This is a genomic window from Sporanaerobacter sp. PP17-6a, from assembly GCF_900095615.1.
Classification (GTDB): domain Bacteria; phylum Bacillota; class Clostridia; order Tissierellales; family Acidilutibacteraceae; genus Acidilutibacter; species Acidilutibacter cellobiosedens.
The window spans coordinates 85,081-97,123 of record NZ_FMIF01000010.1 but is presented as its reverse complement, the minus strand read 5'-3'; the positions used below and the strand labels follow the sequence as shown (position 1 = coordinate 97,123).

Annotated in this window: 13 protein-coding genes; 10 read left to right on the top strand and 3 right to left on the bottom strand. The window is 31.8% G+C overall.

Annotated elements, in window-relative coordinates; all coding sequences use genetic code 11:
• Positions 1-359 precede the first annotated feature (359 nt).
• The 10 genes from PP176A_RS05515 to phoU all read left to right on the top strand — a co-directional run bounded on the left by PP176A_RS05515 (position 360) and on the right by phoU (position 9,570).
• Positions 360-860 carry a hypothetical protein gene (locus tag PP176A_RS05515; RefSeq protein WP_200796045.1) on the top strand — a complete coding sequence of 167 codons (501 nt, stop codon included), beginning with the start codon at positions 360-362 and terminating at the stop codon, positions 858-860.
• A 225-nt stretch (positions 861-1,085) separates the two neighbouring features.
• Positions 1,086-1,817: an ABC transporter ATP-binding protein gene (locus tag PP176A_RS05510; RefSeq protein ID WP_071139458.1), complete on the top strand. Its 732-nt coding sequence runs from the start codon at positions 1,086-1,088 to the stop codon at positions 1,815-1,817.
• Positions 1,807-2,988 (top strand): ABC transporter permease, encoded by a 1,182-nt coding sequence (locus PP176A_RS05505; protein ID WP_071139457.1) that lies wholly within the window; start codon positions 1,807-1,809, stop codon positions 2,986-2,988. The genes PP176A_RS05510 and PP176A_RS05505 overlap by 11 nt, the downstream gene beginning before the upstream one ends.
• 162 nt (positions 2,989-3,150) lie before the next feature.
• The gene (locus PP176A_RS05500; protein ID WP_071139456.1) at positions 3,151-3,972 is read left to right on the top strand and encodes a carbohydrate ABC transporter permease; all 822 of its coding nucleotides are present in this window, start codon (positions 3,151-3,153) and stop codon (positions 3,970-3,972) included.
• Between the two features lie 35 nt (positions 3,973-4,007).
• Positions 4,008-4,928, top strand: coding sequence for an ABC transporter ATP-binding protein (locus PP176A_RS05495; RefSeq protein ID WP_071139455.1), 921 nt, complete (start codon positions 4,008-4,010; stop codon positions 4,926-4,928).
• A 349-nt stretch (positions 4,929-5,277) separates the two neighbouring features.
• Positions 5,278-6,147: a phosphate ABC transporter substrate-binding protein gene (locus PP176A_RS05490; RefSeq protein ID WP_071139454.1), complete on the top strand. Its 870-nt coding sequence runs from the start codon at positions 5,278-5,280 to the stop codon at positions 6,145-6,147.
• Between the two features lie 259 nt (positions 6,148-6,406).
• Positions 6,407-7,261: a phosphate ABC transporter permease subunit PstC gene (pstC, locus tag PP176A_RS05485; RefSeq protein ID WP_234958825.1), complete on the top strand. Its 855-nt coding sequence runs from the start codon at positions 6,407-6,409 to the stop codon at positions 7,259-7,261.
• Positions 7,258-8,115: a phosphate ABC transporter permease PstA gene (gene pstA / locus PP176A_RS05480; protein WP_234958824.1), complete on the top strand. Its 858-nt coding sequence runs from the start codon at positions 7,258-7,260 to the stop codon at positions 8,113-8,115. Before pstC ends, pstA begins: the two co-directional genes overlap by 4 nt.
• Before the next feature lie 10 nt (positions 8,116-8,125).
• Positions 8,126-8,890 carry a phosphate ABC transporter ATP-binding protein PstB gene (gene pstB / locus PP176A_RS05475; RefSeq protein WP_071139452.1) on the top strand — a complete coding sequence of 255 codons (765 nt, stop codon included), beginning with the start codon at positions 8,126-8,128 and terminating at the stop codon, positions 8,888-8,890.
• 23 nt (positions 8,891-8,913) lie between these two features.
• Complete coding sequence (gene phoU, locus PP176A_RS05470; protein ID WP_071139451.1) at positions 8,914-9,570, top strand: phosphate signaling complex protein PhoU; 657 nt, start codon at positions 8,914-8,916, stop codon at positions 9,568-9,570.
• Positions 9,571-9,642: 72 nt separating this feature from the next.
• Here phoU and mscL read toward each other — a convergent pair whose 3' ends face one another.
• The 3 genes from mscL to PP176A_RS05455 all read right to left on the bottom strand — a co-directional run bounded on the left by mscL (position 9,643) and on the right by PP176A_RS05455 (position 12,015).
• On the bottom strand, positions 9,643-10,026 hold the full coding sequence (gene mscL / locus PP176A_RS05465; protein WP_071139450.1) for a large conductance mechanosensitive channel protein MscL: 384 nt from the start codon (positions 10,024-10,026) through the stop codon (positions 9,643-9,645).
• Between the two features lie 98 nt (positions 10,027-10,124).
• Entirely contained in the window at positions 10,125-11,336 is a 1,212-nt protein-coding gene (locus PP176A_RS05460) for a sensor histidine kinase (RefSeq protein WP_083381806.1), read from the bottom strand.
• Positions 11,329-12,015 (bottom strand): response regulator transcription factor, encoded by a 687-nt coding sequence (locus tag PP176A_RS05455; protein WP_071139449.1) that lies wholly within the window; start codon positions 12,013-12,015, stop codon positions 11,329-11,331. Before PP176A_RS05455 ends, PP176A_RS05460 begins: the two co-directional genes overlap by 8 nt.
• Positions 12,016-12,043 lie beyond the last annotated feature (28 nt).

Here is a 12,043-nt window from a genome sequence, read left to right as displayed (position 1 = left end):
CATGAATTATTTCATCTCTTTGTAATGGCAGGGAGTGCATGTCATTTTTGGATGATTTTTAAATATGTAATAGGTTCGATATAAAATTGTATTCATTTTTCAAGTTTTTATATATATTCATAAAAGCAATTGATAATTCGTATTCAACAATATTTATCAATTGCTTTTTTATAATCCATGAGGAAATCCTAATTTGCTTAATTTATTAGTGTTTCAACAGAAACCTTTTTAATTAATTTTTTCTGTAGCTAAAAATATTTTCTAAAAAAAGTGTTATTAGTAATATTTTTTAAATTATATTGTCTTTCTTTTTTCCTTATATTATTATATAGATAAATTATTAAAAGGAGGTTGTAAGAATGGGGGGTGTTTTATTAACTGTAGATTGGGATTATTTTATGCCTTATATGAAGGAATGGAAGGGTTCTTATGCGGAAAACAAATCTAATATCTTAAAGCATTGGTATAGAATATATATCGAGAGTTATATTAAAGGTATAGATATAACGAAATCTATGGATATAGGAGGTGAAGAAAAAGATTTCTGGGATAATATTGTTGAAAAGTTTCAATTAGAGAATGTTCATAAGATAGTAGTTTCCGAATCCCATGAAATGGCCTATGAAATAGCTAAGGAGGGTGACCTTAGAGAGATTTATTCCTTTGATGCTCATTCGGATCTGGGTTATGGAGGAATTGAATCCTTGAATTTTGAAGTTAATTGTGCCAATTGGCTTGGAAAGCTTTTTAGGGATGGTTTAATTAATGAGGCTAATATTATTTACAGTCCTTATAGCGCTGAAAGGGCCGAAGACTTTAAAGAGATAAATGAAAGATTTAATATTAAATATCCTACTTGAACTTCTATTTCTCAAGGGGTAGATATAAAATCAATTTATATATGCAGATCAGGGCCTTGGACTGCTCCTTGGTTGGATAAAAAGTTCTTTAAATTTATAGAAGAACCAGGTTTGCCTTTGAAAATAATAGACTGTCCATTTAGAGAATGGAATGTGGAGAAACTGAAACTATCGGATTTTATAAATTTTACTATGGGGATAAATTAACATGATGGAGGTGGCAATATGATTAAAGTTCAGGGAATTACAAAAAAGTTTAAAGATTTTATGGCTGTTGATAATGTCAGCTTTCAGGTGAATGAAGGGGATGTGTTAGGGCTTCTTGGAGAAAATGGAGCCGGAAAGACAACTATTCTTAGAATGTTAGCAACAATGCTTAGGCCTACTTCAGGCACGGCGGAAATAAACGGCTATGATCTTTTGAAACAGCCTGATAAGGTAAGAGGAGAAACAGGAATATTATTTGGAGGAGAAGTGGGAGTATATGACAGACTAACTGCCAGAGAAAATATAAGATATTTTGCGGAATTGAATAATATGAAAAAGGAAAAAGTAGATAAGAGAATTGATGAAATATCAGTTATGCTGGGAATGTCAGAATATATAGATAAAAGAGTAGGAAAATTTTCCAGAGGAATGAAGCAAAAAGTTTCCATAGCAAGATCTATAGTTCATAATCCAAATATCATGCTTTTTGATGAACCTACCTCAGGGTTGGATGTTACTTCCTCAAGGATTATTCATAACTTTATAAGATCCTGTAGGGACGAGGGAAAGATAATAATATTCTCAAGTCATACTATGAGCGAAGTAGAAGAACTTTGCGACAGAATATTAATAATTCATAAGGGAAAAGTAGCAGCAATGGGAACGACTGCCGAGTTGAAATCTCATTTTAATAATGAAAATCTGGAAGATGTATTTATGGAATTGGTAGGTGATAAGAATGAACTTTAATCATATATCTATTATATTGAAAAAAGAGCTTGTAGACATGTTTAGGGATAAAAAAACAATTATATCCAGTATACTCATACCTATAATTATATTTCCCTTGATATATGGCTTTATGGGATTAAGCCAGAAAAATATCAGCAAGGGTATTGAAGAACATGGAGTAGATATAGCTTTAGTATCGGAATCGAAAGATTCTTCAATTGTGGATTTTTTTAAAAACGATTCTGAATTTAATATTATTGAAACAAAAAATCCCCAAAAATCCCTTGAAGAAGGAGATATTAAAGCATTGATCAATATATCCGAAAATTTTGATGATAATATTTCTAAGGACAAAGTTGCATCTATTACGGTAAATTATGATGATTCAAATCAAACCTCTATTATGGCAATGAGCATAATAAGAGAAACAATATCCAAATATTCGGCCTCCATTGTTTCAAACAAGTTAAAGGATAGAGGAATAGATCCATCTATTTTAAATCCTATAAATATAAAAGAAGAGGGAATTGCGCAAGAAGGAGGAACGGGAGCTATGATTTTTTCAATGTTATTTCCTTTAATGCTTTCCATATATTCCGTTACTTCATCTCTTCCTTCAGCAACGGATAACGGAGCCGGAGAAAAGGAGAGAGGGACATTGGAACCTTTACTTACGACCCAGGTTAACAGAACATCATTATTTATAGGAAAATATCTTGCTATAACCATATCCGGGATAATAGGAACTTTTTCATCTATCTTAGGATTATTTATAGCTCAGAGATTTAATACCGAGCTTTTAGGGGAGGGAGTCAATTTTACATTTTTGTCAATAATCATGATTTCTCTTTCGGCTATATGTTTAACTCTTATTTTTTCAGCATTAGAGCTTGCAATAAGTATTTATGCCAGATCCTTTAAAGAAGCTCAGACTTATTTAAGCCCTTTGAGCATAGTGGTTATGATTCCGGCTTTTGCAACTTATATGATTGACCCGAAAAGTATTTCCACTACCTATTTTAATATACCTATCGTCAGTCAGATAAGTATAATGAAGGAGTTGATAGTGGGGATATACAATCCTGTCCACATAGCTTTATCATTTAGTTGGGCAATAATATATATTATCCTTGCTACAATCTTTGCGAGGAAGATGTTTGAGAATGAATCAGTAATATTTAGAGTATAATCATTAGGACCTTCTGTAATGGAAATTAAACTTTACAGAAGGTTTTTTTACAGTCTATAAGAAAATTTCGTTTACATTAGTATAAATTTTCTGTATTGACACTGATAATATTTGGATTGTTGCTCTATTTAGAATATAAGTATGTAGAAGTAGGTGCATATTATGAAAATTGAAAGGAAAGAAATAAAATGGCATGTTTTAATGTGGATTGTAGTGATATTTTTGTTGATACCCATTGTATTTGCTATTTCAAATTCATTTAAGACGATTTCAGATGCGATGAATAATGTATTTAATTTAATACCGGAAGAGTTTACTTTGAAAAACTATAAATATGTATTTAAAAGATTACCTTTCTTTCAAATAGTAATGAATACTTTTACGGTAGCTTTTACAGTTACTTTGTTTAAATTACTGACCAGTATTCTGACAGCATATTCATTGGTTTTTTTTAATCTAAAGTATAAGAATTTTATCTATTATTTGTTGTTGAGCACCATGTTTATACCTTTTACAGTTACCATGATACCAAATTATATGACGATATCGGCTGTGGGTTTCAGAGATAATATAATTGGTGTAATTTTACCTCAGATGGCTGATGCATTAGGGATATTTTTAATACGCCAAGCCATGAGGACCATACCGAAATCCTTAATTGAATATGCCCATTTAGAGGATATTGGTAATATGAGGACGATAAAGGATATTGTTATACCATTGACAAAACCGGCTATTACATCTACCGGAATAATTTTCTTTATTAATTCTTGGAATGAATATGTATGGCCGGTTTTAATTTTAAAATCGAAAGAAAATTATACATTATCTTTGGCACTTCAGATGTTCATCAGTTCCGAAGGAGGAACGGAATTTACGATAGCAATGGCGGTCTCCGTACTTACCATGATAATTCCTTTAATTTTATATATAGTATTTCAAAAATATATAATAGATACATTTTCTTTTTCCGGTATAAAGTAATAGGAGGGTTTAAATGAAAGACATTATATTTGATAATGGCAGGAAAAAAGGTTAACGAAGTACCAAGCGGGCAAAGAAATGTTGCCATGGTATTTCAGAATTATGCTCTGTATCCTCACATGAGTGTTGAAGACAATATAAAATATGGAATGAAGGTTCATAAGATAAGTCCCGCAGAAATAGATAAAAGGTACAAAAAGGCTATAGAATTACTGAAACTCGATGGGTTGAAAAACAGAAAACCAAAAGAATTATCGGGTGGTCAAAGGCAGAGAGTTGCTCTTGCCAGAGCCATAGTAAAGAGAGCGGACTATTTTCTTTTAGATGAGCCTTTATCTAACTTGGATGTTCAGCTAAGAGTCAGTGCAAGAAAAGGCTTGGTTGAACTTCATGATATTTTTCAGCAAACATATGTATATGTAACTCATGACCAAACAGAAGCTATGACTATAGGTAACAGAATAGCATTATTTAATAAAGGAGAATTGCAGATGCTGTCAACCCCGGAGGAAGTATATAGGAGGCCTAAAAATGTATTTACAGCTAATTTTGTAGGCTCACCTCCTATGAATATAATTAAGGGAAGATATGAACACGGAGATATATGGTTTAATGAAATAAATTATGATTTACATGATGACTGGTGTAAACTTATATCTGAAAAAAATAGCTCAGATGTAGTATATATAGGGATAAGGCCAGAAGATATCATACTAACAAAAGCAAAAGACAGGTTTTCTGTTAAAGGGACAATAAAATATATGGAAAATTACGGGAATAAAAAGGGGATTTATATAGATGTTGGAAAAACGGAGATAATAGCTCTGGTAGATAATATGGAATATGAATATGGCTCACAGATAAATGTTATTTTCAGCCCAGAAAAAATCCATGTTTTTGATGGTCAAACATTAAATTCCTTTATTAATAGATGTTGGACATGTAAATGCGAATAGTTGGAATACAGAAAAAATCATAGCTTATCATTTACACAATAATGATGGGATTCATGATTCTCATAACGGGATTAGAGAAGGCAGCTTTGATTTTGAAAAATTTATAAAGTTATATAAGACATTTACTCCCAATAAGGATTTAATCCTTGAGTACTCCGACAGATATAAAGATAGAATTGATTATATAGCACGGGATGCGGAATGGCTGATAAACAGTTTAATATAAGTATTTCATAATTTTACCTATCTTTAACTCCGGCTTTACAATTTCTTAACAGAGGGAGATTATAATTTACTTGTAAATAAAAAGTGAGAAGTATGGAAATAATAATTTTGAGGAGGAATATTAATGAAATCAAAGAGTATATTTGCATTCCTGTGTGTGATTATTTTGGTAATGGGAATTTTTACAGGTTGTGGGAAGAAAGATGATACTGCACCGGCAGGAGATCAGACAAATGGAGAATCCAGAAAAATATTAGTCAATGGGTCCACGTCAGTACAGCCCTTAGCTGATGAATTGGTTAAAAAATATAAAGAAGCTCATCCAAATGATGTAATAGATATTCAGGGCGGAGGTTCAGGAGTAGGAATAAAGGCAGCAATGGACGGAACATCTGATATAGGAATGTCTTCAAGAGAACTTAAAGATGAAGAAAAGTCGTTAAAAGAGTATAAAATAGCTATTGATGGAATAGCCGTCATAGTTAATCCGGCAAATAGTGTAGAAGATCTTACTACAGAGCAAATCAGAAAGATTTATACAGGTGAAATTAAAGACTGGAGTGAAATAGGCGGAAAATCAGGAAAGATAACTGTTGTAACCAGAGAGGAAGGTTCAGGAACAAGAGGAGCCTTTATAGAATTAACGGGATTGGAAGTTGAAGAGAATGGCAATAAAGTTGATAAAACTATGGCCGGAGCAATAACTCAAGGATCAACGGGAGCAGTTATGACCACAGTTGCGGGAGATGAAAGTTCCATAGGATTTGCTTCCTTTGGCAGCGTAGAAGGTTCTAAGGATTTAAAGGTTTTAAAAGTTGACGGAAATGAATGTACGGAAGATAATATATACAGCAGCACTTATAAATTAGCCAGACCGTTTTTATTGGTAACGAAAGAAGAGCCTACAGGACTTGCAAAAGATTTTATTGATTTTGTATTAAGTGATGAAGGCCAGAATTTAATAGAGGAAAATCATTATTTAAAAGTAAAATAGTAGGCTTTGTTTAAAAAGGCAGGAACATTGGGAAAAGCAGTGTTCACTGCCTTTTTTATTAATTATATTTGTCCCTGAATGGGTTTTAAAAGAGGCTTTCTAAGTTCAACAAAGGCCTCTTTTATTTTGAAAATTTTTATGGGTATTTGGGCATCATACTTAACATGGATTTAACATAATTTTAACATCATGTTAACATAGAAATAACATGAGAATATTATGATGATTTATGAATGAGGATGAATGTGGAGGTGGAAATGTGAAATTTCACGAGAGATTAATTGAAATTATACTGTTTTTATGTGCTCTGACTGCCATATTTGGTTTAGTATTGATTACCTATTTTATTTTCAGAGAGGGAGTTCCCATAATGTTTAAATATGGCATAAAGAAGTTTTTATTGGGAACGACATGGGCACCTTTAAGATATGAATATGGGATATTTCCTATGATAATAGGAACAATTCTTACTACTTTAGGGGCGTTAATATTAGGGGTTCCTATAGGAGTAGGATGTGCTGTATATTTAGCTGAGATCGCTAATGAAAAATTTGCGAAGATAGTAAAGCCCGCAATTGAATTATTGGCCGGAATACCATCAGTAATATATGGACTATATGGACTTACTGTAATCGTTCCTTTTATTAAAAAGGTATTTAATAATCAAGGATTTAGTATTTTAGCGGGAAGTATAATACTTGCCATAATGATATTGCCTACAATAGTAAATATTTCTGAATCCGCCATAAAAGCTGTGCCTTCTACATATAAGGAAGGTTCCCTTGGTTTGGGTTCTTCTCATTGGCAAGCCATATATCGCGTAATAGTTCCATCTGCGAAATCAGGAATTACCGCTTCCGTTGTATTGGGAATGAGTAGGGCTATTGGGGAAACTATGGCGATTATTATGGTACTTGGAAATACCGCTATTATTCCTCAAAGTATATTATCTCCTGCAAGAACTCTTACAGGAAATATAGGAATCGAAATGGGATATGCATCTGCAGAACATCAAAAAGCTTTATTTGCCACAGGTGTTGTATTGTTTATATTTATAATGATATTAAATATTATAGCGAATATGATATATAATAGGGCAGGTGAAAACAAATGAAAGATGATATGGAACATAAAAATTCTATTGCATCTACGAAAAGAGCGGAAAAATTTGCATTTGGTATAATAAAATTTTGTGGTATAATAACTATCATAATTTTAGTTGCAATAATAGGTAAAATTCTTATTAATGGTATACCTCATTTATCGTGGGATTTTCTAACAAAAGAGCCTGAAAATATGGGGAGAGAAGGAGGAATTTTTTCCGTTATTATAACTACAATATATCTCACGTTGTTTTCTATCATAATAGCCGGACCTATAGGAGTCTGTGCGGCTATATTTTTAACCGAATATGCAAAGGAGGGAATTATATTAAAAACCATCAGATTTGGAACAGAATCGTTAGCAGGGGTTCCTTCAATAATATTTGGCTTGTTTGGATATGTATTCTTTGTAGTGGCTCTTAATTTAAAATATTCCATAGTATCCGGAGGACTTACTCTTACTTTAATGATAATTCCTACTATAATCAGAACTTCCGAAGAAGCTATCAAAGCAGTTCCCGTATCATACAGGGAAGGAAGTTTGGCTTTAGGAGCTACTAAGTGGCAGACAATATATAAAGTTGTAATTCCTGCGGCTATGCCCGGGATAATGACGGGAATAATATTGGGAATCGGCAGAGTAATAGGAGAAACGGCAGCGGTTATATTTACAGCAGGAAGTTCTCTTGGGCTTCCGGAATCCATATGGAGGCCGGGAAGGACCATGGCCGTTCATCTTTATATATTAGCATCGGAAGGATTATCGCAAGGGAATACTTATGCGACTGCCACAGTATTAATAATTACCGTTTTGATAATTAATCTTATAGCCAATAAATTAATGAAAAAACTTTCCAAAGCATAGGAGGATAAAAATGATAGAGAATGAAACGAAGAATAAAATAGAAATTAAAAACTTGAATTTATATTACGGAGATTTTCATGCTCTTAAGGATATAAATATAAATATAAAAGAAAAGAGTGTGACAGCCCTTATAGGACCTTCAGGCTGTGGAAAGTCCACATTTTTAAGAACTTTAAATAGGATGAATGATTTAATAGACAGCGTTAGAATAGAAGGTTCCTTAAAATTAGACGGGATAGATATAAACCAGTATGACGTAATTGATTTAAGAAAAAAGGTGGGAATGGTTTTTCAAAATCCTAATCCCTTTCCTATGTCCGTATATGAAAATATAGTTTATGGACCTAAAATACACGGGATAAAGAATAAGAAAAAATTAAATGAAATCGTAGAAAAAAGTTTAAACAAAGCGGTTCTTTGGGATGAGGTAAAGGACAGACTTAATAAATCAGCTTTAGCTCTTTCCGGAGGACAACAGCAGAGGCTTTGTATAGCAAGAGCATTAGCGGTAGAGCCGGATGTTCTATTGATGGATGAACCTACATCAGCTCTTGACCCTGCATCCACTTTTAAGATAGAAGATTTAATTGGACAATTGAAAAATGATTATACTGTCGTAATAGTTACCCATAATATGCAACAAGCAGGAAGGATTTCTGATGATACGGCCTTTTTCATGCTGGGAGAAATAGTTGAATTCGATTCTACGGAAAATATATTTTTTAATCCTAAAGATAAAAGAACCGAAGATTATATAACAGGAAGGTTCGGATAAAATTGAGATGGAGGTGAAAATTCATGACGAGAAATTATTTAGATAAGGATTTGGCAAATTTACATGATTTGATTCTAAAAATGTGTGAATTGGTAGTAAAATCTTTAAACGATTCTATTAAGTCATTAAGAAACCAGGATACAAAGTTGGCTGAAGAAGTGATAAATTTAGATGATGAAATTGATAGAATGGAAGTAGAAATAGAGACAGCTTGTACGAGACTTATTGCTCTTCAACAGCCGGCAGCTAAGGATCTAAGATTAATTACCGCAACATTTAAAATAATTACCGATTTAGAAAGAGTTGCCGACCATGGTGTTGATATAGCTAAAATTACAAAGAGAATTTATAAAGAAAAATATATTAAAGAATTAATAGATATACCCAGAATGGGAGAAATTGTAACAGGAATGTTGAAAGATAGTATATCTGCATATATGGATGAAGATATGGATAGAGCAAGAGAAATATCAAAAAGAGATGACATAGTAGATGCATTATATTCTCAGATTTTTAGAGAACTGTTGGTATTAATGATGGAAGATACGAAAAAGATTAAACAATCAACTTATTTTCTTCTTATAAGCCAGTATATAGAAAGGGTTGCGGACCATGTCACAAATATTTGTGAAAGCATTATATATATGGTATCGGGAGAACATACGGATTTAAATGAATAGCAGTTGTTCTTAATAAAAAAGGCTTCTATTGAAATATTAATATTAAGAAAGCCTTTTTTATTAAAGAATGTATTAATTGGTGTTGTTTTTCAGCAAATCTCTGATCTCTTCAAGATACTTTTCTGAAGGAGTTAACTTAGGTTCTTTATCATGCTCCTCCTCTTTCTTCTTTTTAAAAAAAGAACCTGTTAATTTAATGAATAAAAATATAGCAAACGAAATAATCAAGAAATCTATTACTGATTGTATGAATTCTCCATATTTTATACTTGCATTGCCTATTGTTAATGATAAAGAAGAAAAATCTATTCCTCCGATTAGTATTCCGACTAAAGGCATAATAATGCTGTCGACCAGAGATGATACTATTTTGCCGAAGGCTCCGCCTATAACTACAGCTACAGCTAAATCCACTACATTTCCTTTTAAAGCAAACTCCTTAAATTCTTTTAACATATTTATTCCTCCCTTTGCAATATTGATATGATCATTAAGTTCATAAATTTTTTATAAATTAAGCTTGTCCGTCATATTTTTTTAAATATATACCCTTTTTATAAGGGAAGTTCAATTTTAATTTTTGTGCCTTTATCTTGTTCGCTTGTTACATTTATAATTCCTTCATGGCTTTCTATTATCCACTTTGCGATGGGAAGTCCAAGACCTGTACCGCCTTTCTCCCTATTTCTTGCCTTATCGGCCCGATAGAATCTGTTGAATATATGAGGAAGATCCTTTTTCGAAATTCCTATCCCCGTATCTTCAATTGTTATAATTGCAGTATAATTCTTTTTCCAAGAGTTTATTTTAATGGTTCCTTTAGGAGGAGTGTATTTTATACTGTTATCTATAAATATCCTTAAGGATTCCTTGATGAGATTCCTATCAGCATTTATAATAAATTCTTCATTCTTTTCCATTGATATTATGTGAGAATTATCAATCATTTTGGTTTCAATTACAGTTTCATCAATGATTTCATTAAACATAAATTTTTCTTTGTGTATTTTTTGAGTGTGTTTATCACTTCTTGCTAAAAACAATAAATTTTCTATTAAGTGTTTCATATTTTCGGATTCGTCCTTAATGGCCTGGATGGATTCATTTAAAATGGCCTTATCATCCTTTCCCCATCTATCAAGAAGATTTATATATCCCTGTATTACGGCAATGGGAGTTCTGAGTTCGTGAGATGCATCGGATACAAACTGATTTTGCCTTTCAACAGATTCCTGGATTCTGTCCAGCATGCTATTGAAAGTTATAGCAAGCTCTTTTAATTCATCCTTAGAACCTTTTACATCAATTCTTTTATCTAAGTCATCTATTGATATTTTTTTAGCCATATCAGTTAAATTATTTATAGGAGAAATAAGTTTTTCACTATTTTTTACGCTTATCATGATAACCATTATAATCCCTGTTATATTGGAAAAGATCAAAATTGTAAAGAGAAAATTACTGTAATTAAGTATTTTTTCATTATTAATATAGTAGTTAAAAACTCCTAAAGTTATCACGTCCGTTATAATTGATATTAGTATGAATATAAATACATAAGTAAAGGCAAGTTTAAATTTAATGGAAAATCTAAGCTTATTGGTGATCTTATCTGTAAATTTAAATATTAAATTGGATATAAACTTTAATATTAACAACAATACGATTATAATTAGTTTAACAAAATTAAATATAAATTTTATTGTTGATATAATTTTTAAAATTATACCGTGTATCTTTTCAAAAGAAGATTTTTGATTATTCATCTTTTAACTGATACCCCACTCCACGTATAGTATAAATAAATTTTTTGTTATATTTGTCATCAATTTTGCTTCTCAGATAACGTACATATACATCAACTATATTAGTATTTCCAACATAGCTGTATCCCCAAACTTTTTCAAGTATATTGTCTCTGGTGAGTACCAATCCTTTGTTTATCATGAGATATTTTAACAAATCAAATTCCTTCTTAGTTAAATCAATAGGATTATTGCTGTAAGTGACAAGATACTTTTCCGTATCCAAAATTAAATTATCAACTTGAATGATGTTTGAATTTGATGGTAGAGCAGCATTTTTTCGTTTGAATATTACTCTGATCCTTGCTAAGAGTTCTTCTATTGCAAAAGGTTTTGTGATATAATCATCAGCTCCGATATCCAAACCCATCACCTTATCCGTTATATCATCTTTGGCAGTTAGGATAATTACAGGAGTTTCAGAAGTTTGTCTTAGCCTTCTTAATATCTCCATCCCATTTAATGAAGGAAGCATAACATCAAGTATAATCAAATCGTAATCTCCATTTATGGCTTTTTCCAGTCCTATTCTTCCATCCTGCTCCATATAAGTTATATATCCTTCATGCTCTAATTCCAACTGAATAAACCTGCTGATTTTTATTTCATCTTCTATAATAAATATCCTTTTTTTTGCCATGTTATTCCTCTCCTTAAAAACAGCTCTT